Raw genomic sequence first — 25,874 nt, 5'->3', positions numbered from 1 at the left:
CTAACGCCAAAGCGTCTTTAATTGCTTTGTCTTTACGTTGTCTTGACACTTTAAGATGAAGTTTAGCTACTTTTATCCGTTGCTTGTGATAGTTGTTAGACTGTTTCTTTCCTTGACGAAATAGTTTTGATAATCGTCGTTGTGCTTTTTTTAGTCGTTTTTCTGACTTTCTTAAATAACGGGGATTCTCTACAGTATTACCTTGAGCGTCAGTATAAAACTCTTTTAACCCTAAGTCAATTCCTGTTATTTGTCCCGTTGGTTCATGGTATTCTTGCCGCTCTACGTCAATTAAAAACTGGCAATAATAACCGTCAGCACGTCTAACAACTCTTACCCGTTTAATCTGTTGTTCTGAATAATAAACTAAGGTCTTTTGACTACACCATAAATCAAATTCTCCTGCTTTAAAACCATCGGTGAACTTGATTTTACGTCGGTCATCAGATAGTTTGTAGCCCGTTAGTTTATACTCAACCGAACGGCTATGCTTTTTGAACCGAGGAAAACCCTTTTTACCCGGTATCTTAGCATGACAATTCTGGTAAAACCTATTAATTGATTGCCAGGCTCTATCAGCAGCCGATTGACGAGCTTGAGAGTTTAATTTATTAACCCAAGGTGTCCCTTTATTATTAGCTAGTATCGCACAAAGTTTTTGGAGATCATTGCGGGTTTTCCCCTTATTGTCCATCCAATAACGAACACAAGAGTTACGCACAAACTGAGATGTCCTAATTGCTTCATCTAGTCTTTGGTATTGTTCTGGTGTCCCGTTTTTTAACTTAGCTTCTACGACTAGCATTGATTAATCCTCGACCCTGGATCAATTAAGTATAACACAGTTTACCTACAAATGGTAGAATTAAAATCGTGCTTCGCAGTCAATATCCTGGTCGGATTTCATACCCCGCAAAGGTTGATGTCTTGTGGAAAAATTTAGCGGCGGCATTCATCCGACATTTTAGGTAAACTGAAGATTGTTTACTGATTTATTCCCTCCTGATAATTGTCAACGATGAGATTAATCGGGAGAATTAGCAATATTGACGGCCAAAATTTATGGAATCCGCCTATTTTATTCCCCGTCTAGTTATCCCCGTCGGTGATCCCGCCGGGATCGGTCCTGAAGTGGTGTTAAAAGCGATCGCCGATTCCCCAATCTCGTCTATTTGTCAGATTACTCTAATCGGCACCAGAACGCTTCTCGAAAAAGCCTATCACGATCCCCATCTCCTCGATCGCTTTTCTCTGATCGATTTGCCCTACAATCAAGAAAAAATCGTTTTCGGGCGTGGGGATGCCCATAGTGGTGAAATTAGCTTTCTTTACCTGCAAGAAGCCATAAAACGCACCCTCAAGGGCGAATTTGACGGTATTGTCACAGGTCCGATCGCTAAATCCTGTTGGCAGTTGGCCGGTTATGATTTCCCCGGTCAAACGGAGGTTTTAGCTACCATGGCAGGAATTAACCGTTATGGGATGCTATTCGTCGCTAAATCCCCTCACACTGGCTATAACTTACGCACTCTCCTCGCCACTACCCACATCCCCCTGCGAGAAGTTCCCGATACTCTTAACCCCGATCTGATGACCCGAAAATTAGACCTATTGATCGAGTCTTTAAAGCTAGATTTCGGCATCGATCGCCCAAAAATCGCCATATCCGGTCTTAATCCCCACAGTGGCGAAGCGGGAAAACTGGGAAGGGAAGAAAAGGACTGGTTACAGCCTTGGCTAGAGTCAATGGCGCAGCAGTACCCGCAAACCCAATTAATCGGCCTTGTCCCCCCCGATACGCTTTGGGTGGAACCGGGACGCGCTTGGTTTAGCGGTGCAGGACAACCCGCCGACGCATATCTGGCATTATACCACGATCAGGGCTTAATTCCCGTCAAATTAATGGCTTTTGACTGTGCTGTTAACACTACCATCGGTTTACCTTTTGTTCGCACCTCTCCAGACCACGGGACGGCTTTTGATATCGCCGGTCTTGGCATCGCTAGACCCCAGAGTATGCAAGCGGCGATCCAATTAGCGATCGAATTATGTCAGCAGCGCCGTACAGATGGGTTTTAGCTGTTGGGGGTTGGGGAGATGAGAATTATGAATTATGAATTATGAATTATGAATTATGAATTATGAATTAGGAAGTGGGAAGTGGGGAAGCTGTCTCATCACCCTATCACCCCAAAACCCTATCACCCTATCTCCTGTCTCCTGACTCCTATCTCCTGACTCCTATCTCCTGAATCCTAATCCCGATCGCCAAATTAGTGTGAGCAGCGGGACAACAGGAGAACTAAACTAGAGATATAGCGCTCGATAGGAGACAATTGGGATATGGGTATCGCTTCAGTTAACCCTGCCACTGGAGAAATTCTCAAGACTTTTACCCCTCTAACCTCGGAGGAATTGGCGGCGAAATTGGCCCTAGCTGAGACAACTTTTCAGCAGTATCGCCGCACCGCCATCAGTCAACGGGGACAGTGGTTACGGCAAGCGGCGGATATTTTGGAACGGGATCAGGTAGCATTGGCTAAAACCATGACTTTAGAAATGGGGAAACCGATCAAATCAGCGATCGCAGAAGTCCTCAAATGTGCCTTGGTTTGTCGTTTTTATGCCGATAATGCCGCCGGTTATCTGGAAGATGTGTTGATTACCACCGATGCTAGTCGCAGTTTTGTCCGTTATCAACCTTTAGGGGTAATTTTAGCGGTTATGCCCTGGAATTTCCCTTTATGGCAAGTATTTCGCTTTGCTGCTCCCGCTTTAATGGCGGGAAATGTCGGCCTACTCAAACACGCTTCTAATGTTCCCCAATCAGCTTTAGCGGTGGAAAGAATTTTATTAGAAGCTGGTTTTCCTGAAGGCACTTTTCAAACTCTTTTGATCGGGGCCGATCGCGTTAGTGATTTAATTAACGATGAACGGGTAAAAGCTGCCACTTTAACTGGTAGTGAACCGGCGGGGATCAGTTTAGCAGCCGCCGCCGGAAAACAGATCAAAAAGGTGGTTTTGGAGTTGGGAGGTAGTGATCCTTTTATCGTTTTAGATACTGCCGATATCGAGGTGGCAGCGGCTACGGCAGTGACGGCAAGATTGTTAAATAATGGTCAGACTTGTATCGCCGCTAAACGGTTTATTGTCATGGAAACTGTCGCCGATCGATTTGAACAGTTATTAGTGGCTAAATTCCAAGCTTTAAAAGTTGGTGATCCCCTCGATGAAACTGTTGATATTGGTCCTTTGGCCACGGCATCGATCGTCTCGGAAATTGCCGCTCAAGTGGAAAAAACCGTCGCTATGGGTGGTAAAGTCCTTGTGGGGGGTAAACGTTTAGAGGGAAAAGGTAACTTCTATCTACCGACGATTTTAACCGATATTCCTGCTGGTTCTCCGGGGGAAAAAGAGGAATTTTTTGGACCAGTGGCTTTACTATTTCGAGTCAAAAATATCGAGGAAGCGATCTCTTTAGCTAATGATAGTCCCTTTGGTTTGGGTTCTAGTGCTTGGACGAATAACCCCGCAGAAATTGAGCGTTTAATTACCGAAATTGAGGCCGGTTGTGTGTTTATTAACGGGATGGTTAAATCCGATCCTCGTTTACCCTTTGGGGGGATTAAACGTTCCGGTTTTGGACGGGAATTAAGTGTGGAAGGTATTCGCGAATTTGTCAACGTTAAAACTGTTTGGATTAAGTAAATCAGTAGGGTGGGTTAGCAACGCGTAACCCACCACCATAACCAAAATCACTCACCATAATTATCGCTAGTTTACACTATCGAAGATCGTACCCTACGGATTAAAAATATGCCGCGTATTATTGATAATATTGAGTCCCATTTATTGCCAATTTTACGCGAAAGTTTATTAGCATCCCAACGCGCTGATTTTTGTGTGGGTTATTTTAATTTGCGCGGTTGGCAGTCCATTGATACCTATATTGATCACTTTCTCGGTGGTGATTTGTCCTGTTGTCGTCTGCTGATTGGTATGCAGCAAGCACCCCAGGAATTACTACAGCAATCCCTGTCTTTATTGAAGCGCTCAAATGATATAGATAAGGCTACTTGCGCTCGTTTAAGAAAACAAATTGTTCAGGATTTTTGCCAACAATTAACTTGGGGAAATCCTAGCAATCGAGATCAGGCAGCTTTGCAACGGTTGGGAAAACAAATTCAATCGGGTAAGTTAGTAATTCGCTTATTTTTGGGCTATAATCTCCATGCTAAATTATACCTTATTCATCGACAGGATGTCAATAACCCAACGGTGGGATTTTTGGGTAGTAGTAATCTAACTTTTGCGGGATTACAACAGCAGGGAGAATTAAATATTGATGTCCTTGACCACGATGCTTGTGCCAAATTACAAAAGTGGTTTAATGATCGTTGGTTCGATGCTTGGTGTTGGGATATATCCGAGGATATTGTCAAGGTGATTAACGAAAGTTGGGCCCGGGAAAGTCTTATTCCCCCCTATCATATCTATTTAAAAATAGCTTACCATCTTTCCTTTGAAGCGAGAGCCGGTTTAGCGGAATACAAAATTCCCCGACAGTTTGACCAAGACTTACTAGATTTTCAGAAATCGGCCATTAAAATTGCCGCTCGTTATGTGCAAAGACGCGGTGGGGTACTAATTGGCGACGTGGTGGGGTTAGGAAAAACGCGCATCGCTTCCATTCTAGCATATATTTTGCAGGAAGACTACGATTTAGAAATCTTAATTATTTGTCCGAAAAATCTCCTAACCATGTGGGAGGATTACAGCTATAAATACAAATTAAGAGCGAAAATTATCCCCTTAAGTCAGGTTATGCAGGAATTACCCAATCTGCGGCGCTATCGGGTAGTAATTATCGATGAAAGTCATAACCTACGCAATCGGGAGGGTAAACGTTATCGGGTGATACAGGAGTACATTAACACCAATGAAAGTCGCTGTATTCTCTTGACTGCGACTCCCTACAATAAAAACTATCTTGACCTGTCCAATCAACTGCGTTTATTCATTCAAGAGGATACTAATCTCGGAATTCGTCCCGAAAGACTACTAGAATCTCTGGGAGGAGAAATCGAATTTAATCGCAGATACCAATCTTCGGTTAGGTCCCTAGCAGCCTTTGAAAAAAGTGACTCTCCCGACGACTGGAGAGACTTAATGCGTCTCTATATGATTAGACGGACTCGCGGTTTTATCAAAAATAATTATGCTACAGAAGACGAACAGGGTCGTCGGTATCTAAAATTTGCTGATGGGTCGAGGGTTTATCTTCCCCAACGACAACTAAAGACAATCAAGTTTGACCTACAAGACTCGGTTTATGCGCGTTTATATTCGGAAGCAGTGGTGATAACTCTCAACGGATTGAAGTTACCCCGTTACGGATTGGGAAATTATCTAATTAAAGGATGCAAAGGGACAGGAGAGGAAGAAACCATCTTAAAAAGTCTATCCCGTGCGGGTAAAAGATTAATGGGTTTTTGTCGGACGAATTTATTTAAACGTTTGGAGAGTGGGGGGTATGCTTTCCTGCAATCCCTTGACCGTCATATTCTCCGTAACTATATTTTCCTTCATGCCATGGCCAATAATTTACCCCTTCCCATCGGGAGTCAGGATCCAGCTTTGTTAGACACTCGTTATCTGGATGAGGATTTAGTCACTCAGGGAGAAGATGAAAGTATAGAAACCGAGGAGACTGGGGGGATAACCGGATTAGAAAAAGAGTATCAAAAAAGAGCCGAACAAGTGTATCAAAAGTATAGCGGTGATTATCGCAAGCGCTTTCAGTGGATTAACCCCGAGGTGTTTAAACCCGCATTGAAAAAAGACCTAAAATCTGATGCCTTGGCTTTAATAGCATTATTGCAAACCTGTGGGACCTGGCAGCCGGAGACCGACGAAAAGCTAGAGAAGTTATGGCAGCTGTTAGAGGAGAATCATCCCAGAGAAAAGGTGTTAATTTTTAGCCAATTTGCCGATACAGTCAGTTATTTAGTCACTCAGTTGCAAAATCGGGGAGTGGATAAGATTGCGGGAGTGACGGGAAACTCTGCTAATCCTGCGGAAATGGTCCATCGTTTTAGTCCCCGCAGTAATTCTCAGCAAGTGGGGGAAGAAATACGAGTCTTGGTTGCGACGGATATCTTGAGTGAAGGGTTAAATTTACAGGATTGTGCCATTATCGTTAATTATGACCTACCCTGGGCAATTATTCGCCTGATTCAACGGGCCGGAAGGGTAGATAGAATCGGTCAAAAAGCAAGTCAGATTCTCTGTTATTCCTTTTTACCTGCGGAGGGAGTGGAGAGAATTATTAAACTGCGGACGAGACTATCTCAAAGACTGCGAGAGAATGCGGACGTGGTGGGGACCGATGAGGTATTTTTTGAGGAGGAGATGGATAACCAGACTTTATTAGATCTGTATCATGAAAAATCTGAGGTTATCGATGAGGAGGAGGATCAAGAAGTGGATTTAACCTCGGAAGCGTATCAAATTTGGAAAAATGCGATCGAAGTTGACCCTAGTTTAAAACATACCATAGAGACTCTGCCGCCGGTGGTTTATTCTACCCGTTGCCATAGTGGGACAGCAACCCATCCGGAGGGAGTCATGGTTTATCTAAAAACTGCCGGGGGGAATGATGCTTTAGCATGGATTGATAAGCAGGGAAATAGTGTGACTCAATCCCAATTAACTATTTTACGGTCCGCTGCCTGTCATCCCCAAACCCCGGCCATTCCCCCCCATCCCCAACACCATCAGTTAGTACAAAAAGGGACAGAATTAATCGCGGAGGAGGAAAACAACTCCGGATCTAAATTGGGACGATTGACGGGAGCAAAATTTAAGACCTACGAGCGCTTAAAAAGGTATTCTCAAGATAGTAAGGATGATCTATTTGCTCATGAGGATTTATGCAAGGCTCTCGACCAATTGTATCATTATCCCCTCAGACAGTCGGCTCTCGATCGCTTAAATCGTGGTTTAAGAACCGGCATCAGTGACCGACAATTGGCAGACTTACTGGTATCTTTATATAAAGATGACCGTCTCTGTATTGTTCACCCACAAGAATCCACCCAAGAACCTCAGATTATTTGTTCCTTGGGTTTATTTCAACCTTCTTAAGTCCCCCTTATCAAGGGGGATTTAGGGGGATCAAACCAATTCAAGTCCCCCTTATCAAGGGGGATTTAGGGGGATCAAACCAATTCAAGTCCCCCTTATCAAGGGGGATTTAGGGGGATCAAACCAATTCAAGTCCCCCTTATCAAGGAGGATTTAGGGGTATCTAACCAATTCAAGTCCCCCTTATCAAGGAGGATTTAGGGGTATCTAACCAATTCAAGTCCCCCTTATCAAGGAGGATTTAGGGGGATCAAACCAATTCAAGTCCCCCTTATCAAGGAGGATTTAGGGGGATCAAACCAATTCAAGTCCCCCTTATCAAGGGGGATTTAGGAGGATCAAACCAATTCAAGGGGGATTTAGGGGGATCAAACCAATTCAAGTCCCCCTTATCAAGGGGGATTTAGGGGGATCTAACCAATTCAAGGGGGATTTAGGGGGATCTAACCAATTCAAGTCCCCCTTATCAAGGGGGATTTAGGGGGATCAAACCTTTTGACTCCTAACCCTAACAACAATTTTTAATTTTTCCAAGAGGTCTAATATGTCCCTCAACTTCTCCCGGACTCGTGACTTATTATCTAACTTCCAATTTGGGGAACTGTTTATCGAGGAATTGGGATGGTCTCATCCTCGCGCAAAAAAAACTGTTAGTATCACCGTTGACAATCAAGAATATCCCTGTCAACGGATTGCGGAAGTGTCCGGAGTAGCAGTATTAGAGGTGACAACTACCGATATACCCGATGCGAAACTTCGTCGGGACATTCACCAGCAAGTTATCGAAAGAATTGCCGAAAATCTGCTAATTTTCGTCGATGGGGGACGGACACGCAGTTTATGGTACTGGGTAAAAAGAGAGGGAAGTAAAAGTTATATCCGTGACCATCTTTATATAAAAGGACAACCGGGAGATTTATTTCTCGGTAAACTAGCGGAATTAGTCCTCGATATCACCGATTTTGAAGATGGGGAACCCTCCGTGGTGGAGGTGGCCCATCGCTTACAAAAAGGTTTCGATATCGAAAAGATTACCAAGAAATTTTATCAGGAATTTCAGCGAGAGCATTTACAGTTCCTCCCTTTTATCCAAGGAATCGATCGAGAAAGCGATCGAAAATGGTACACTTCGGTTATTCTCAATCGTTTAATGTTCGTCTATTTCCTGCAGCGCAAGGGATTTATCGATAACGACTTCAACTATCTGCAAAACCAATTACAAGCAAGTCAACGACGCGGGAAAAATTTATTTTATCGTCAGTTTCTGCAAACCCTCTTTTTCCAAGCATTCGCTCAACCGGAATCCCAACGAGATGAGACAGTAACTGCATTGGTGGGAAAAGTCAAATATCTTAACGGAGGATTATTTCTCCAACATCCCCTCGAAAATCTTTATCAAAACATTTGTATTGATGACCAAGCATTTGAGAATATCCTCGATTTATTCTCCCGTTACTCTTGGAACCTTGACGACACTCCGGGGGGAAGCGATGACGAAATTAACCCCGATGTCTTGGGATATATCTTTGAAAAGTATATCAACCAAAAAGCTTTCGGTGCTTACTATACCCGTCCGGAGATTACTGAATATCTCTGTGATAGGACGATTAATAAATGGATTGTCGAGAGAAGCAATCAATATTATCCCCGCAAACAATTTGCCAGTATTTCTGAACTACTAATTAATCTCGATTCTCCCCTCTGTCAGCTTCTGATTGAAGATATTCTTCCCCAGCTTTCTATTTTAGACCCTGCCTGTGGTTCCGGTGCTTTTTTAGTGGCTGCGATGAAGACATTAATCGGAATTTATAGCGCGGTGATTGGGACAATTGAACTACGGGGAGACAGTAAATTAAAACAGTGGTTAACAGAGGTAAGAAAATCCCATCCCTCTCTCGGATATTACATCAAAAAAAGAATTATTTCCGATAACCTCTACGGTGTCGATATCATGGAGGAAGCAACGGAAATCGCAAAACTGCGTTTATTTCTCGCTTTAGTTGCTGCCGCACAATCGGTGACAGAATTGGAACCCTTACCGAATATTGATTTTAATATCATGTCGGGAAATTCCCTCATCGGTTTAATTCGCGTGGACGGAAAAAGTTTTAATCTCATGCAAACCCTCACCGCGCAAAATTATCAGACAATTCTCGCAGAAAAAAATCGTAGTATTGAATTATACAAAGAACACGCTTTTCGGTTGGGAGAAGTAGAGGGAACCCCCCAAGAAAACCGTCTCCAGATGTTACGCAATCACATCGAGGATGTCAACCGCGAATCGGTGCAGAAATTAAACCAAATTCTCTTAGATGAGTTTAGCGGTAAGTTGTCAATTAAGTACGAATCCGCACAATTAACGGGAAAAGCAAAGAAACGTTTATTAACTCTCTCTGATATGCAATCCCTGAAACCCTTCCACTGGGGTTATCACTTCGATAAACTGATTACAGAAAAAGGTGGTTTTGATGTGATTATCACCAATCCCCCTTGGGAAGTCTTTAAACCCCAAGCGAAAGAATTTTTTTCTCAGCATAGCGACTTGGTGACTAAAAATAAAATGGACATCAAGACGTTTGAAAAGGAACAGAAAAAACTGTTAACTAATCCCGAAATCGCTCAAGCATGGTTAGAATATCAAAGTCAATACCCCCACGTTAGTCTCTATTTTCGTTCCTCGGAACAATATAAAAATCAAATCTCTATTGTCAATGGTAAAAAGCAAGGGACGGATATTAATCTCTATAAGCTTTTTGTTGAACAATGTTTTAATCTCCTCCATCCCCGGGGAGAATGTGGAATAGTTGTTCCCAGTGGAATTTATACCGATTTAGGAACCAAGCAACTGCGGGAAATGTTATTTTCTCAGACAAACCTGACAGGATTATTTTGTTTTGAAAATCGTAAAGAAATTTTTGAAAATGTCCATAGAAGTTTTAAGATTGCTATCTTAACTTTTGAGAAAAATAAACAAACTCTTTCCTTTCCTGTGGAATTTATGCGTCACGATGTTGAGGAATTACAACGTTTTCCCCATAAAGATAGTTTAGTAATTAGCGTCGATTTAATCCGCAAACTATCCCCCGATTCCCTCTCGGTAATGGAATTTAAACAAGATATAGATATTCATATCGCAGAAAAAATGTCTCGTTTTCCCCTGCTAGGAGAAACCCTTCCCGATACATGGAATCTCAAGTTAACATCAGAATTTCACATGACTAATGATAGTCATTTATTTAAAACTGAACCCGCACAGGGAAGACTACCCCTCTACGAAGGAAAAATGATTGAACAGTTCAGCCATGGTTTATCTCAACCGCGCTATTGGATAAATGAATCAGAAGGAAGAAAAGCAATATTAGGAAAATTGCCAGATAATCAGCAGATACTAGACTATCAAACCTATCGAACTGGATTTCGTAAAATTGCCAGTAGCACTAATGCTAGAACTTTAATAGCTACCATTATACCTCCTGCTTTTCATGGAGAAAACTTTCAATCTATTGTACATTTTCAAGAAGAAGTTAATCGTGCAACCAACAATAAAGAATGTTTATTGTTGGTTGCTATCTGGAATAGTTTTGTGCTAGATTATTCCCTTCGTCATCGGGTATCTGCTAATATAAATTTTTTCTACATATATCAACTACCTATCCCCCGACTAAAAGAGGAAGATAAATACTTTCAGGAGATAGTAGAAAATGCGGCAAAATTGATTTGTACCACAGAAGAATTTGAGCAATTAGCGAAAGAAGTGGGGATAGGTTCCCATAAAAATGGAGTAACAGAAGAAGCAGAAAGAATGGCAATTAGAGCGAAATTAGATGCAATAGTCGCCCACTTGTATGAATTAACCCTAACAGAATTTCAACATATATTAACTACCTTTCCCCTCGTCCCCGAAAGCGTCAAAACTGCCACCCTCAAAGCTTACCAAAACCTGTAAGGGAATTATGAATTATGAATTATGAATTATGAATTATGAATTATGAATTATGAATTATGAATTATGAATTATGAATTATGAATTGGGAAGTGGGGAAATTGAACTAAAACCCCATAAACCCCCAAAGGGTAGGGTTGATTCATGAATCAACCCTACAATAAATCAACCCTACAATAAATCAAACCCTACAATAAATCAACCCTACAATAAATCAACCCTACAATAAATCAACCCTACAATAAATCAACCCTACAATAAATCAACCCTACAATAAATCAACCCTACAATAAATCAACTCTAGGGGGTTTGGGGGGTTCTACCCCCCAAAAACTTGGATTGAGCAATAAAATCGCAAGTAATACTCAATCCCTTGAGTATCAAGAAAGGCACTCCTACCCCCAAAGGGTAGGGTTGATTCATGAATCAACCCTACATTACTTAACGAGTACGGAGGGAGTCGAACCCCCGACACCCAGGACCGGAACCTGGTGCTCTATCCTCTGAGCTACGTACCCACGATAAAATACTATTACATTATACCACTAGCCGGCGCAGTAGAGTAGAAATTTCCCATGACTAGCGATCGCTCTTTAAAATTACTTATCAGTAACGATGACGGTATTTCCGCGCTAGGAGTCCGCACCCTTGCCAACACCCTCGCTGCCGCCGGTCATCAAGTCACCGTAGTTTGTCCCGACGGCGAGCGCTCTGCCACCGGTCATGGCTTAACCTTACACCATCCCATCCGGGCCGAACAGGTGGAAGGAATTTTTCACCCCGATGTGATTGCCTGGTCCTGCTCGGGAACTCCCGCCGATTCGGTAAAATTTGCCCTTAGTGCCGTCCTCAAAGAGCGTCCCGATTTAGTTTTAGCCGGCATTAACCACGGGTCTAATCTCGGTACTGATATCCTCTATTCTGGCACGGTTTCCGCGGCCATGGAGGGATTAATCGAAGGTATTCCCAGTATTGCCGTTAGTCTGGCCAGTTTTAAAGCTTGTGATTTCCAACCGGCTGCGGATTTTGCCCTCACTTTAGTCAGGAAAGTTACCCTTAACCCTTTTCCTGTTCCCACTTTACTCAATGTCAACGTCCCTCCGGTTAGTAGTGGCGAAATCAAGGGAGTGAAAATCACTAGGCAGGGATTGCGACGCTACGAGGAAACCTTCGAGAAAAGACTGGACCCCAGGGGTAAAAGTTATTACTGGTTAATTGGGGAAGTGGTGGAAGATATCGAACAACCGGACTACAGCCATTTACCCCCGGAAGTGCCTACGGATGTACGCGCTATTGGCGAGAATTTTATCACCATCACGCCCCTACAATACAATTTAACTGATGTACAGGGTTTTCAACATTTGCACCGGAATTCTTGGCTTGATTGAGGAGCATCTCATGATATTCTGATTCAATCATTAGCGTTTGAGAGCCTATGTCCCCTCAATTTAATTTTCAAGAAAACGAACTCGAAGAAGCGGATGTCATAACCCTCTGGGATGAGCAAGGTCGATCACTAGACTGTTATATTGAGAATGCCTATGAAACCGATGACCTTACCTATATGCTTCTTGTCCCCGTGGATACCCCGGTGATGATTCTAGCTTGGGACGAGGAATCGGAGGAAGAAGAATCTGATGCCTTCTTAATCGAAGATAGCGAGGAAATCGAGCGGGTTTTTGCGGATGCTAAGGCAGTTTTAGCAGAATTAGACCTATTGCTCAAACCCACTGCTCACACTTTAACCGTTAGTGGTGAATTGCCTCCCCTAGAAGAAGATAATGTTCTCAGTTTAGAAATCGATAGCGATGCTCCTTCCTCGTCATCAGAGCCGGAAGAATTGCAATTTCTCGCCAGTTTCTTTTCCGAAGACCAAAAATACTCGATTTACAGTCCCCTTGCTCCTTTGTTATTCTTAGCTGTCGGTGATGGGGAAGGGAAAGTTGAATTAGTTTCCCCCGATGATGACGGTATGGGACCAATTCTAGAGGAACTTTTGTTTGATGAACTCGATTAATTACTTGATTTTACCAAATCCGCCGGGCAAAACTTTTGATAAATCTAGTCACAGTATATCTTTCGGGATTTCATCATCATTGCGATTAACACGGATTTGGTATTTTTTCTTTAAATTACGGCGTTTATCATAAAGATGAAGTATAACCTAACTTGGTATTAACGACCGGCTCCTGTCTCCCGAAAATAAAAACCTTATACCTCACTATTAAGATAAATGCTATATCACCACAACTAGGGGAGAGCTTTAAAGATTAGCTATTTTTCTGGTGATAGTGAGGATGAAAGGTTTCCAAGCAAGACTGATTAAATAACCCAATCCTGCCACTAAAATAATTGTCGCCCCCGAGGTGAGATTTAAACTATAGGATAACCATAAACCAACCAAAGTAAAGACAATTCCTAAGATAATCGCTAGGACCATCATTGCCTTCATATTTTTAACAAATTGTCCACTGATAGCCGCAGGAATAGTTAACAAAGCAATTACCATAATTAATCCTACTACCTGCATTACTGCCACAATAGTTAAAGCGGTTATTCCCATTAAACCTAAATAAATTATCTCCACGGGAATATTACGAATAATCGCAAAAGTTTCATCAAAAGATATGGCTAACAACTCTTTATAAAAGATACTAACTAAGGTTATAATTAATATATCTATGCCCGCCATTATCCATAAATCATCCCTCGGTACAGTTAAAATACTACCAAAAAGATAACTCATTAAATCAGCTTTATACCCGGGGGTTAAATCAATAAAAATTACCCCAATCGCCATACCAATCGCCCACATCACCCCGATTAAAGTATCGGCTCTCTCGCGGATGCGACGCTGTAAAAACCCCATGCCTAAAGCCGAAAAAAAGGTAAAAAATATCGCCCCCACCAGAGGATTAATACCAAAAAAATAACCGATTCCTATCCCTCCATAGGCAGCATGAGCGATTCCCCCACTGATAAAAACCACGCGATTAACTACTACTAAAGTACCCACAATCCCACAGGCAATACTAACTAATATTCCTGCGGCAATCGCATGGCGCATAAAATCAAATTGTAAAGCCTCTAGCATAGGGAATTATGAATTATGAATTAGGGAATTATGAATTATGAATTATGAATTATGAATTATGAATTAGGGTGTGGGGTGTGGGGTGTGGGGTGTGGGGTGTGGGGTGTGGGGAGCTTTTTCAGTAAACAGTAAACTCAAAACTCACATCTGATAACTGATAACTGATAACTGATTATTGATAACTTTCAATTACTTGACGAAAATCGCTTTTTTGTTTGACTCCGCGCATTTCCTTGACTAATTCCCGGTCCTTAAAGAATTGTACCGTGGGAGTCCCAGTTACTTGACCCATTTTGGCAATTTCCAGGTCAGCTTCGATGTCAATTTCCACAAAATAAATTTTGCCATCGTACTCATCGACCACTTTATCTAAAATCGGTTTCAGGGTTTTACAGGGGCCACAGGTGGGAGAAACATATTTTACCATTAACAAGCGATCGCCGTCGTGGAATAATTTCCGCAAAGCATAACCCCCAACGTGACGGGTTTTGTTAATATCAAAAGTTTCCTCCGTATCGGCCGGGGTTTCGCTAACGGTTTTCGTCTCGTAATGTTCAGAACTGGCTGATTGACGGTATTCTTGGATTAAATTATGCTCCGATAACCATCTTTCTGCCAATAACGCCGCCATACACCCCGTACCTGCGGCAGTGATTGCCTGACGGTATTCGTGGTCCTGCACATCTCCGGCGGCAAAAACCCCCTCGACGCTGGTAGCAACAGTCCCCGGTTTGACTTTCACATAACCCACCTCGTCTAATTCTAGTTGTCCTTGGAATAGGGAAGTATTGGGAGTGTGACCGACGGCATAAAATAACCCTCTAACGGCTAATTCGCTGATTTCTCCCGTTTGCGAGTTTTTAATGCGTAGTCCTGCCATTTTACTGTCTGTACCGAACACATCCAGTGCTTGGGTGTGAAAATGAACGGTAACTTTCGGATTATTTAACACCCGGTCCTGCATTGCTTTCGAGGCACGCATCGCTTCCCCGCGTATCAATAAATGGACGTGAGAGCCGTATTTAGTTAAATATACGGCTTCTTCGGCTGCGGAGTCACCGCCACCAATGACAGCGAGGTTTTCCTCTCTAAATATCGGTGTAGCACCGTCACAGATAGCACAAGCGGAAATCCCGTTACTCCAGAATTGGGCCTCGCTGGGTAATCCTAAGCGTTTGGCAGTGGCTCCCGTGGCGATAATAATACTATTGGCCTTAACTTCCCGGTCCGTGGAACGAATGGTAAAAGGACGCTGACTTAAATCCACCGAGATAACATCTTCGGTATAGCATTGGGTCCCCCATCTTTCGGCCTGTTCCTTCATTCTTTCCATCAGCTTCGGACCGGTGATTCCTTCGGGAAAACCGGGGAAATTTTCTACTTCTGTGGTGGTCATCAATTGTCCCCCCGGAATGCCTCCCGCTTGGAAACCCTCAAACATCAAGGGTTTTAAGTTCGCACGCGCCGCATAAATCGCCGCCGTATATCCCGCCGGTCCCGAACCAATAACGACTAAATTCTCGACAGTCATAACCGTAAATGCAACTCATAACGACTACGCTTTTTATTATAACAGATAATGTCGGGTGGGTTAGACGACGATAAGTTAGATAGTTTACCTTAATATTCCCCATCACCGACTCTACCAGTGGGTGAAGTCTGCCGCAAATTGAGATAGGGATAACAGCTTAATGCGGGTATCTTGAGCGACTTTTTGGCGCATTTGGGCGGTATTATATCCCCAATCGGCTAAATATAAGCCCACATCGTTTAAATCTGCTTGTTGCTGCACTAATTCCAACGCATCGAGACGATCCTCGACAAACCACAAATTAGCGGGAGATTCTGGTAAATCAGCCAGTATTTGCTGAATAGTCAGGTATTTCGGCTGTTTAATTTCCTTGCCAATTAATCTCGCTGCCGGAAAATTAATTGCTACTTTTTGTAACAATTGCTTGACAAAACGACTTTCTTTTGTAGTGATGATATAGACCAAAAAATCCGAGTCTAAAAGAGAGGCCAGGCGATCGATCGCGGGTTGATAAAATCGGTGTAAAGTTAACCAAGACTCTAGATCCGACTCAATCCATTGATCCCTAAGACCATCGAGAGCATTTGAGAGAACTTTTTTCGCTATTTTCTCCCTTTCTAGCAGATTTTGCCGAATTAACGGCCAATTATTTAAAGCTTCCTCGTCGGGAATATCGAGAACGAGCGATCGCAACAGTAAAGGCATTTCCCAACCGGTTTCGATAACGGGACGAAGTTGCGAAAACCTCGGGAAAAAATCCTCGGGAATTATTTCTGGCCAAAGGGTTTCATAGGTGCGTTTGCTAATCTGAAAATACTCGATCATGCCATCACAAAGAACACCATCAAAATCGAGTGCTAGAATACGGGGGGATTGACTCATAAATGCTGGTTTAATCTCAATAATGGCAGTATAGCGCAGCTATTAGCTATTCTTTGCTTCATCGTTGACATAACATAGCTGTCTGATGATTTCGGTGACAGAATTTTTCAATCCCTCTACATGAATCCAGCCCACATATACAGCATATACAATATTTTGATGATTGTCCTGTATATAAACATGATGGACACGATATAAATCTGAGCTTAAATAAATATAACCACTGGCATCTTTAAATTTACCTTCTAGTAATATTTTTTCTTTTAAAGGTTTCATTTTTGCCAGATTTTTAGTCACTCCAGATATTTTGTCTATTCTTTCTATGGCAAGATCAACACAAGTGTTATTACTGTAACTATTGCCATGATTATAATCCTGCTGATCAAAATAAATTGTCTCTACGATATTTTTGGCCACTTTATCTGATGCTAGGTAATAGGTATGAGCATTAAGGGAATTCAATACTACGGCAGCAATTTCTACAGAATCAAAAATATTGCCAGTCGCTTCTAGATAATAATCGCTCATTAAAATCTTGGATACATCGGTTATAGAATCAAAAAGAGGACGAATTGGATAAGCGATAATATCGGAGGAATTAATCAGATTATTCCAGAGCAAACGCTGGCCTTGATGCTGGCTAATAAATTTTTCAATTTGATTGGTATCAATGCCTAGAGTTAGATTTAAAAATGGGATCGGTGAACCCATTGTTGTCACACTAGATAGGGAAAGTTTGCCCCGTTCTTTACCGATAAGATTACGAATTTCATGAGCGGGATCCTTAGGATCAAAACGCTCAGAAAATAACAGATCCCAAAGGATTACAGTACCCAAAGAATGGGCGACTATATGTAATTCGGTTTCCTGGGGATAAGCTTGAACAAGATCGATTAATTGATCGGCAATAATGCGGCGAATTTGTTTTCCTCGATCGCTGCCTAAATAGCTAAATGCGTCACCGATAAAATAAGATAAATACTCTTTTCTAAAGTTTTGATAGCGAAAGGATTGCTCGGGGTTAAAATTACTATTTTTCTGTTTTTGTGTCTGTAATTCTTGCTCGATATCTCGCCATAACTTTTCGGTTCCTTTGAGAACATTTCCCCAAAACCCTGCATAACAGTAGGGAATAATCTGATTTTTGCGTTTACATTCTTCTTCAATTAGTTTAATTAATTTATTGGCATAACTAGCATCTCTTGTGGCCACTCCATGAATAAAGTAAATAAGCATAATAGATTTATCTCAATAAGCGGTGATCGGAATCTCTCTTAATATACCCTTCTAGCTTCAGAAAAATATCAGGATAGAGCCAGATATAGTAATATATAATTAATGCGATTTGTCAAGAGATGGTGGAGTGATTATTTAGGTTCTCTTTCGACTGACCAATCCTCTGAGGATAATCCCATAGTTTCTACTACTTTTACACAAAAATAGTGGATATCTTTGGCCGAAAAATTAGTTTCTACTATAAAAACATTATTTTCAAGTTTTTGAGGTCGGCGAAATTTTGTGTCATCTTTCGATAAAAAGCGAGGAAACTCTAGCACAATCTCTTGAAACTTTTCAGGGTCTAGATCGTAGAGAGTATTCAAGGTAAAAATTAGTACATCTTTCCAAGTTTTTACTGTTTGTTGTTTACCACGAATAATTAGTTTTTTGGGTTTTGTATCCTTGACAGATGCAGTTTCATTGACCGGCAGCGAATCATCGCCAAAATAACTCCAAATTTTTATAACACGGTCGGCCAAATATTCAGCACGTTGTTCGATATCTTCTTTTTGCCATGAGTTAATACTATCAAAGTATTTATTAATTTCAAGATGGCTTTTATGGAGTTCTTCTTTCTTGTGAGAAAAATCTTTATCCGCCAGTTCTCCATTATAAGCCGTCAGGGTTAAATTACCTAAAGTATGCACAAGAAGTTGATGGGTAATATCTGCATCTGTTCCCAAATAATCTCTCCACTTATCATTTAGTTTTTGCGGCATAATATGTTCAATAGTCAGGCGAGAATCACTTAAATCTACAGTTTCTCGATGACCAAAAGATTCTTCGATCGCACCGAGAATAATTTTCGCTTTTTCGCTGCGATTTCCTCCGTATAGTTTGATGGTTATTAACTTTTCTTTAAAATCATTATCTTTTGGGTAGTCTTTCTTTTGAAGAGAGATTTTTAATCTTTTAATAAAAGGTTCAGAGTTTAAAGCAGCATCTTTTTGAACTTGGGAATATAGTAAAGCAAAAGTTTTATTAAGTCCGCGAGTCTGAATACCACAAACAAAACGACGGACAAGAAAGTTTTCAAGGGTTTTTAAAACCTCTATAAAGTCCTTTTCAGATAATTTGCTATTTCCCCAGTCATCATAACAATTTAAAAGAAATGGATAGATAGTAGAGACCTCTAGACGCTGAAAAGAATCGAGATATTTACGAATACTAGAATTATTTTCCAGCCTGGGAGTGATTAGTTTGGCATAATACATGGAAAATGTATATAAGTCCTCTATATAGAGAGCGGGATTATTATCAGCTAGTTTATTTTTAAAGGCAGAATAAATTTCGTTATTTCTAATTTCTGCCCCACTTTTTGATAAATAGTGACGGATAAATTCTGTTAAATTATCTCCTAATTTTTCCTGCATCGGCAGCCAGTATCTATCATATAGTGTCTGTTGCTCCTCTTGACGAACCTTCATAAATAAATGATTACGAATTAAATCGGCCTCAGTTAAAGGCTGCCCCGTGGCATTCAAACTTTCAAATACTAGGTAGGGATCGTCGTCATTACCAAGAGTTATATTGACCAAAGATAAGTGATTACAGATAACTTCTGTTAGTTTAGCTAACGAATATGATTGTTCATTGATCTTTCTTTTAAAAAAGAAATAACACTGGGATATGGTATTTTCTTTGTCGATGATTTTGCCACGGATTACAGACTGAAAATATTCTAGGTCTAACTGAGTAGGTTGAATTTTAAAGTAATCAGAACCTTTTTTAAAGGGATTAACAAGAAATGTTTTGTCAATTTCTGCGCTTAAATCCTGTTCTTGTTGGTCTTTCGCTACGTCTCGCAAAGCAGCAAAGAGCAGAAAAATAGTCGTTAAACGTTGCTGTCCATCAATTAGCAGATATTTATTGACCACGCCGGAGTTAGGCGAAACTTGAGTTTTAACTATCGAACCCATAAAATGGGGACGAGGGTTTTCTTGACCGTACAAATAGCTTATGTCATCCCATAAATCTTCCCAATCTTTCTTTTTCCAACTATAAGTGCGCTGAAATAGTGGAATTATATATTGTGTGTTGCCTTGAATAATTTCTTGAAGAGTAACTACCGATGCTTGCATAGGGGCTAGTATAGGAAGATAGACCGATTATTCCTAGTATTTATCACTCTAACACAGCAATTTGGCACTGTCTAGGATCCTGGCGGTGGGTTACGCCTTGTTAAACCAGCCGACAAATTGCTATATAATACAAATGCCCGCTATTATAGAATTATATTTTTCCCTTTTAACTTAGTCTTATGGTTTCGCAACTAGATAAAACTAACGTCACTGAAATTATCTACCCCGATAGCGATAGTCAACCCATGGCCGATAATACCTTGCAATTTCGTTGGATCACAACAATTAAAACTAATTTAGACTGGCTATTTCGCGAGCAGTCTGATGTCTTTGTTGCGGGGGATTTACTTTGGTATCCCGTGGAAAATGATCATAAACTGCGTCAAGCGCCGGATATCATGGTGGTTTTTGGGAGACCAAAAGGGGAAAGAGGTTCCTATCGACAATGGCTAGAAAATAACATTAGTCCTCAGGTGGTTTTTGAAATCCTCTCTCCGGGTAACACCCTCACGGAAATGGCCAAAAAACAGCTATTTTATGACCGTTATGGGGTCGAGGAGTATTATCTTTATGATCCCCATAAAAACGATGCCAGTGGTTGGATAAGAGGCGAAAATCAGCTAGAAATTCTTGACACCCTTGATAATTGGGTTAGTCCCCGTTTAGGCATTCGTTTTCAGTTGGGGGAACCAGAAATGTTGCTTTTTTATCCCGATGGACAAGCTTTCACCAGCTATAACGAGGAAAAACAACGAGCGGAAAGATTAGCCAATAAACTGCGGGAATTGGGCATTAATCCTGACCAAATCTGAGAGAATGTTTCTTGGCTACTATTAAAAACGGATTTGCTCCGAGAGTGCCTATTGACTAGAGGTCATACCGCGCTGACGTAATTGGTCGATAAAAAATTCTTCTAGGGAAGCACGAGCTAAATTAAGACTAATCAAGCGAGCATCCATACTAGACAGGGCAGCCAGAAAAGCATCGGGTTCTCCCTGTAATTGTCCGTGCCAAAAATTATCGCGCCAATGTAAACCGAGTATCCATTGCTGTAGTTGATCCTCCCTACCACCTTGAACAATCACCTGATAGACATCAGCACGACCGAGAATTTGGTCGAGGGAACCAACACAGAGTAATTCTCCCCGAGCTAACAGGGCAATGCGATCGCAAATTTGTTCCACATCGGAGAGAATATGAGAGTTAAAAAAGATAGTTTTCCCCTGTTGTTTGAGGGATTGAATAATTTCTCGCACCTGATAGCGACCGATAGGGTCGAGTCCCGACATCGGTTCATCGAGAAAGACTAATTCGGGATCATTGATTAATGCTTGAGCTATACCGATCCGTTGCATCATCCCCTTAGAATATTGACGCAATTGTTTTTTCTGGGCAGTTTTGCGGTCTAATCCCACTAAATCCAATAATTCAGGAATGCGTTTTTTCTGCACAGAAGAGGGAATCTTAAAAATGCCGCCGATTAATTGTAGGAATTCCCAGCCGGTGAGATAGTCGTAGTAGTAGGCATTTTCGGGAAGATAGCCGATGCGTTGCCTGACCGAGCGATCGCCAATTGGTTGACCGAGAATCAAGGCCCGTCCGGAAGTGGGTCGGACAATCCCCAAAAGGGTTTTTAAGAGCGTGGTTTTGCCGGCCCCGTTCGGGCCTAATAATCCAAAGGTTTCGCCCTCATGGACAATTAAAGTACAGTTTTTCAAGGATTCGATTTTTTTATTTAACCAGAATCCCGTCCGATAAGTTTTTTGTAAGTTTAACGTCTCTAGAACAGTTTGACGGCTGGTATTCGTCATTGTTTTGGAGTCATCTGAGACAGAATACATGGGTTTTACATCCCTTTTCCTAGACTTTGCTTCTATTATCCCCAAATTGTCATCAGCAATGTCAACAGTATCAAAATAGCACGATTTTGGAACCCAGAAAAATTCCCACCAGTCAAGCGGTATCAGTGCAGTTCCGGGCTATGACAAGCTTTCTTCTCTGGCATTGGTGTGAATTAGCCGCTAAAATCTGTTAGAAAGGTAACGTTGACACTTGAGCGGCAACTGGTACAATAGGGCGAACGCTTACGGAAACCAGACTCTTACACAAACACAGCATGAAACAACTCCTCAACTGCCTCAATTCCCTGACAGTGGCCAGTGTAGCCACTATCGCTTTGGCCTACCCTAGCATCGCTCAAGTTAATCTCTCCGTTTATCCCCCTCCTTCCTCGTCGAACGAATCCATAGAATTATACGTTCCCCCGCCAGAAAACAATAACATCGATAATACCTGTACTCAATTGATCGGGGCAAATATAGATAAAGTTATCGGTCAAGCTCCCAATCAGTGGGGTATATTAATCGAATCTATAGATCGCCAAACAGTTATTTATAGTCATAACGCTGATCGCTATTTTATCCCCGCTTCTAATACAAAGTTATTTACCACGGCTGCCGCTTTACAGGTGATGAACCCGGAAACGACAATTCAGAAAAAATCCCTGCGCGATTGGGTTAATATCACTAATCAGAGAAGTAATAATTTCTACGCTGACACTCTTTTTCGCTTTATCGGCGGTGCTAAAAATGTTACTGCCATCTTGGCACAATTGGGCATCAATCCCAGTGGTTTTCGTTTAGCCGATGGTTCGGGATTATCCCGCCGTAATACCGCTACTCCCCGCTCGATCGTGGAAATTTTGCGGGTGATGTATTATTCTCCTAATCGCGATACTTTCTATGCTTCCTTACCTGTGGCGGGAATTAGTGGCACCCTGAGAAACCGGATGCGTCAGACGGCCGCCACTGGCACAGTTTACGCTAAAACCGGCACTCTTACCGGTGTGCGGGCCCTATCGGGTTATCTAGAACACCCCAACCAAGGACCGATGTTATTTAGCATTATCGTTAATAATCAACGGGTTTCCGGACAGGCCCTGGTGAAAGCGATCGATACTATTGTTCTACAGATGACCCAATCTCGTTCCTGTCAAGCTCAGTAAATCTCTCGTAAAAATCCCCAATTGTCCTGATCAGCTGTCCGCGCATTTAAATTGCTTGTGGAGATGAGGCAAGAGTAAAGGTTAATAATAGCCATAATCTGCCTCAGTTTGGGTTTGGGTTTGGGGGGAGAGATATTCAAAATTAGAAGGATCTCGCAGAAAACGAAATATTTCTTCTTCGAGACGATGAATTAGATAGGGTTCTATGGAACTAGAATCGCGTAAACAGGCTAAATAGCCTTCTACATATAGCCGGATCTCATCAAAACGGGAGCCACGGTGCCAAAGATCCACCATGTCATCGGTTAGTCTTTGATAGTAACGAATGGATTGGGTATCTTGGAGCATGGGCAGTAGAACAAAAAAAAGAGAGTGGGGGTAAGTGTTTATGGATCATCGTAGGGAGAATTGCCATTCTCGGTCCCCGATACCTCTATTGTACTCACCAAATCGGCAAAACACAGACAAGAGAATTTTCAGTGATCAGTAAAGGGTGTGGGGTGTGGGGTGTAGGGTGTGGGGTGTAGGGTGTGGGGAGAAGGGAGAATAAATAAAGGCAATCTCCTGAATCCTGTCTCCTGCCTTCGTATAGATTATTCAGGGTTTCTTTGTCTTTTTGCCCGTTCAATTTCTGCTTGTAGTTCTGCTATTTGTCGCTGCAATCTTTCGCTTTCCCTATCATTAGCATCAACATTAATTGAGCTTTTTACCCCTGTTTTGGCATAGTTTCCCCGGCGAATTTGACGATAGGATTCCGAGTTAAACCATTCCTGTAGATAATGCACTCTTTCTACGGAAAAAGGATGGGTTAAAAAGGAACCATTACCGCCATTATAAATGATAAATTTATAAATCTGGTTTAAGTTATCTTGGTCTAATTGTCGGTAGGCCTCCCCTTGGCGAATAAATTCTTCTAAGTTGCATTCATGCAGGTATTTTTGACTTCCTCCTGCACATTTCATTAAAGTTCTCAGGACTAAATTTAAATCATCGGTAACTAATAAAGCGGCTCTGTCTGCGGATAATTCGGCTTTTCTTCGCCATTCATAAAAGGCATAAACTAGACCAGTAGTAATGGCTTTTCCTAGTCCTAAAGTGATGTCCCCAAGCAAATTAGCCGCCCCCATCACCCAAAAAGACAGTTGAATTAAAATACTATGATCGCATTTTAAATGTCCTAATTCGTGGGCAAGAATTACTCGAATTTCTTCTTCATCTAAGAGGTCTAAAAGGGCAGTATTAAAGACAATGTAGGGATGTTCAGAACCCAAAGAATAGGCATTCGCTGAAGGGTTTTGACTGACATAAAGATTCGGTTCTGGGGACATATCTAAATCCCGCAGACATTGGCGATAGATACCGTATAAAGTGGCGTATTGACGCGGGCCGACTTTTAGATCATTGCCCATCAATAAAATTTGCTGGGGACGTTCATAGAGATATTCGGAAAAACTTTTCGCTAATAAGTCAAACCCCGGAACTGATCTTAATGCCTGTTCAGCCTGCTGATCTAGGGGATGTTTAAAAGCTTGACTGGAGATATCAGGATAAGTTGGCATATTAATAGAATAAGAAAGTCAAAATTTCTCCTAGATTATACCAATTTTCAATAATCGTGACTAACATCTGAGAGCGAAATTCCCTTTTCAGAGAGCAATTGCGCTTTGAAATGATCAACTAAGTCTCTCATTACTTTTGAAAAATGATATTAGTAAGTAATTGGTTTCAATTAAATTGAAGATAGATTTTGTCTTTGATTCCCCCTGCCCCCCTTGATCAGGTAGGGTCGTTTCATTCTCTCAAATGTCATTCTCTCAAATCCTTATCTGGCAAAGTTTTTAGTCGATTTCTCGGAATAAATATCTGAAAATTTTTCAAAACGTCGTGCTTTGCTTACCTCATAAGCGATTAAAGGTAGCAACAAAAGAATTAGATTCGGAGAATGAATCAGTCCTACCTTTAATCAGGGGGTGTCTGACAATTTTTAACAGCCACCTACTTATTACTTCCGATTTTATCGCTCAATCCAAGCCCTTGCGGTATTCTACCTCCCAACCCCCGTTGGGGAGGAGAAGACTGTGATCAGAGTGCCGTCCCCAAACGCCAGCGCACATTAGCTTTTCGGTGAGATGCTTACAGGTACTTGTTAGTATATGTGTATTAAATGAGAGTCACCGATAATTGCCGATTGTGGCTATTTTCGCCAGTATGAGATGCACCCGTCGTCGGGATAGGGTGTTTCCACGAACAAATATTAAGTTTTATTAAGGGGTTTACAAAACTTAACTAAACTACTAATATTTTTACATTAACATTTCTTGACATTAACTTTCGTAATATGCCTCAAACCTACATCGACATCTTCGGCTTCAACTCTTTCACGGCACTAGCTGTGGATAACTGGATAATTCTGGGCTTGACGGGCAATGACACTCTCACGGGTAACTCTCTCGCAGACACCATTGAGGGTGGTGTTGACAACGACAGACTCTTTGGGCTAGGCGGTAACGATGTCCTTAATGGTGGTGATGGTGATGACTTCCTCGACGGCGGTAGTGGGGATGACTATCTTTCAGGGGAAATTGGCAATGACACTCTTTTTGGCAGTTTAGGCAGTGATTTTTTAAATGGTGGTACGGGGACTGATGTGGCCAATTACGGCAGTTTTGGCAGCAGCATTATCCTGCTACCGACTGGCTCTGTTCTCAAAGGCGGTGGAGCCACAGATCAACTGTTCCAAGTTGAAACTATCATTGCCAACGCTGGATTTAGCAACAATACAATTGATGCTTCCGGGGCAGCATCTCCCGCGTCTATTAATGTCAATTTAGGCCTATCGACTAACAATTTGCAGGTATTGGGGGGTCCGGTCTTAACTTTTACGGTGACCAATTTTGATGATGTTATTGGCACTA

The 25,874-nt window shown here is 41.7% G+C and carries 19 protein-coding genes and 1 tRNA gene; 10 read left to right on the top strand and 10 right to left on the bottom strand.

What is annotated here, in order from left to right:
* The coding region (locus tag LW728_RS18100; protein ID WP_287767508.1) for an RNA-guided endonuclease InsQ/TnpB family protein at nucleotides 1-805 on the bottom strand (805 nt) is incomplete at its 3' end.
* 257 nt (nucleotides 806-1,062) lie between these two features.
* Between LW728_RS18100 and pdxA the strand changes: the two genes are divergently transcribed.
* The 4 genes from pdxA to LW728_RS18080 all read left to right on the top strand — a co-directional run bounded on the left by pdxA (nucleotide 1,063) and on the right by LW728_RS18080 (nucleotide 11,092).
* Nucleotides 1,063-2,079, top strand: coding sequence for a 4-hydroxythreonine-4-phosphate dehydrogenase PdxA (gene pdxA, locus LW728_RS18095; protein ID WP_287767506.1), 1,017 nt, complete (start codon nucleotides 1,063-1,065; stop codon nucleotides 2,077-2,079).
* 264 nt (nucleotides 2,080-2,343) lie between these two features.
* Nucleotides 2,344-3,708, top strand: coding sequence for an NAD-dependent succinate-semialdehyde dehydrogenase (locus LW728_RS18090; RefSeq protein ID WP_287767504.1), 1,365 nt, complete (start codon nucleotides 2,344-2,346; stop codon nucleotides 3,706-3,708).
* 108 nt (nucleotides 3,709-3,816) lie between these two features.
* Complete coding sequence (locus LW728_RS18085) at nucleotides 3,817-7,146, top strand: helicase-related protein (RefSeq protein WP_287767501.1); 3,330 nt, start codon at nucleotides 3,817-3,819, stop codon at nucleotides 7,144-7,146.
* 544 nt (nucleotides 7,147-7,690) lie between these two features.
* On the top strand, nucleotides 7,691-11,092 hold the full coding sequence (locus LW728_RS18080) for an Eco57I restriction-modification methylase domain-containing protein (protein ID WP_287767499.1): 3,402 nt from the start codon (nucleotides 7,691-7,693) through the stop codon (nucleotides 11,090-11,092).
* A gap of 442 nt (nucleotides 11,093-11,534) precedes the next feature.
* On the opposite strand, the gene LW728_RS18075 is transcribed toward LW728_RS18080, so the two are convergent.
* A tRNA-Arg gene (locus tag LW728_RS18075) sits at nucleotides 11,535-11,607 on the bottom strand.
* A gap of 57 nt (nucleotides 11,608-11,664) precedes the next feature.
* On the opposite strand from LW728_RS18075, the gene surE reads away from it, so the two are divergent.
* Nucleotides 11,665-12,477: a 5'/3'-nucleotidase SurE gene (gene surE / locus LW728_RS18070; protein ID WP_066029631.1), complete on the top strand. Its 813-nt coding sequence runs from the start codon at nucleotides 11,665-11,667 to the stop codon at nucleotides 12,475-12,477.
* Between the two features lie 47 nt (nucleotides 12,478-12,524).
* Nucleotides 12,525-13,106, top strand: coding sequence for a DUF3727 domain-containing protein (locus LW728_RS18065; protein WP_287667845.1), 582 nt, complete (start codon nucleotides 12,525-12,527; stop codon nucleotides 13,104-13,106).
* A gap of 246 nt (nucleotides 13,107-13,352) precedes the next feature.
* On the opposite strand, the gene LW728_RS18060 is transcribed toward LW728_RS18065, so the two are convergent.
* The 5 genes from LW728_RS18060 to LW728_RS18040 form a co-directional block, all read right to left on the bottom strand.
* On the bottom strand, nucleotides 13,353-14,183 hold the full coding sequence (locus LW728_RS18060) for a metal ABC transporter permease (protein WP_287667848.1): 831 nt from the start codon (nucleotides 14,181-14,183) through the stop codon (nucleotides 13,353-13,355).
* A 172-nt stretch (nucleotides 14,184-14,355) separates the two neighbouring features.
* The gene (trxB, locus tag LW728_RS18055; RefSeq protein ID WP_287767497.1) at nucleotides 14,356-15,714 is read right to left on the bottom strand and encodes a thioredoxin-disulfide reductase; all 1,359 of its coding nucleotides are present in this window, start codon (nucleotides 15,712-15,714) and stop codon (nucleotides 14,356-14,358) included.
* 111 nt (nucleotides 15,715-15,825) lie between these two features.
* Entirely contained in the window at nucleotides 15,826-16,596 is a 771-nt protein-coding gene (locus tag LW728_RS18050; RefSeq protein WP_287767495.1) for an HAD family hydrolase, read from the bottom strand.
* Nucleotides 16,597-16,638: 42 nt separating this feature from the next.
* The gene (locus LW728_RS18045; RefSeq protein WP_287767494.1) at nucleotides 16,639-17,832 is read right to left on the bottom strand and encodes a lipase family protein; all 1,194 of its coding nucleotides are present in this window, start codon (nucleotides 17,830-17,832) and stop codon (nucleotides 16,639-16,641) included.
* 131 nt (nucleotides 17,833-17,963) lie between these two features.
* Nucleotides 17,964-19,955, bottom strand: a complete 1,992-nt coding sequence (locus LW728_RS18040; RefSeq protein WP_287767492.1) for a DUF262 domain-containing protein — start codon at nucleotides 19,953-19,955, stop codon at nucleotides 17,964-17,966.
* Between the two features lie 179 nt (nucleotides 19,956-20,134).
* On the opposite strand from LW728_RS18040, the gene LW728_RS18035 reads away from it, so the two are divergent.
* On the top strand, nucleotides 20,135-20,767 hold the full coding sequence (locus tag LW728_RS18035; RefSeq protein ID WP_287767490.1) for a Uma2 family endonuclease: 633 nt from the start codon (nucleotides 20,135-20,137) through the stop codon (nucleotides 20,765-20,767).
* Nucleotides 20,768-20,815: 48 nt separating this feature from the next.
* Here LW728_RS18035 and LW728_RS18030 read toward each other — a convergent pair whose 3' ends face one another.
* Nucleotides 20,816-21,796, bottom strand: coding sequence for an ABC transporter ATP-binding protein (locus LW728_RS18030; protein ID WP_004267983.1), 981 nt, complete (start codon nucleotides 21,794-21,796; stop codon nucleotides 20,816-20,818).
* Nucleotides 21,797-21,822: 26 nt separating this feature from the next.
* Between LW728_RS18030 and LW728_RS18025 the strand changes: the two genes are divergently transcribed.
* On the top strand, nucleotides 21,823-21,990 hold the full coding sequence (locus LW728_RS18025; RefSeq protein ID WP_159247994.1) for a hypothetical protein: 168 nt from the start codon (nucleotides 21,823-21,825) through the stop codon (nucleotides 21,988-21,990).
* Between the two features lie 81 nt (nucleotides 21,991-22,071).
* Entirely contained in the window at nucleotides 22,072-22,959 is an 888-nt protein-coding gene (gene dacB / locus LW728_RS18020) for a D-alanyl-D-alanine carboxypeptidase/D-alanyl-D-alanine endopeptidase (protein ID WP_287767486.1), read from the top strand.
* A gap of 81 nt (nucleotides 22,960-23,040) precedes the next feature.
* Here the strand turns inward: dacB and LW728_RS18015 are convergent, their stop codons facing one another.
* Nucleotides 23,041-23,307, bottom strand: a complete 267-nt coding sequence (locus LW728_RS18015) for a DUF6761 family protein (protein WP_002739044.1) — start codon at nucleotides 23,305-23,307, stop codon at nucleotides 23,041-23,043.
* A gap of 245 nt (nucleotides 23,308-23,552) precedes the next feature.
* Nucleotides 23,553-24,518: a M48 family metallopeptidase gene (locus tag LW728_RS18010; protein WP_149977018.1), complete on the bottom strand. Its 966-nt coding sequence runs from the start codon at nucleotides 24,516-24,518 to the stop codon at nucleotides 23,553-23,555.
* A 779-nt stretch (nucleotides 24,519-25,297) separates the two neighbouring features.
* Between LW728_RS18010 and LW728_RS18005 the strand changes: the two genes are divergently transcribed.
* Nucleotides 25,298-25,874 (top strand): calcium-binding protein (locus LW728_RS18005; protein WP_502845979.1); only part of this gene is annotated, 577 nt, incomplete at its 3' end.

Source organism: Microcystis sp. 49638_E5 (genome assembly GCF_021300285.1).
In the GTDB taxonomy this organism is placed as follows: Bacteria; Cyanobacteriota; Cyanobacteriia; order Cyanobacteriales; family Microcystaceae; genus Microcystis; species Microcystis aeruginosa_C.
The sequence above is the reverse complement of the archived record's forward strand: the minus strand, read 5'-3'. Positions and strand labels throughout refer to the sequence as shown.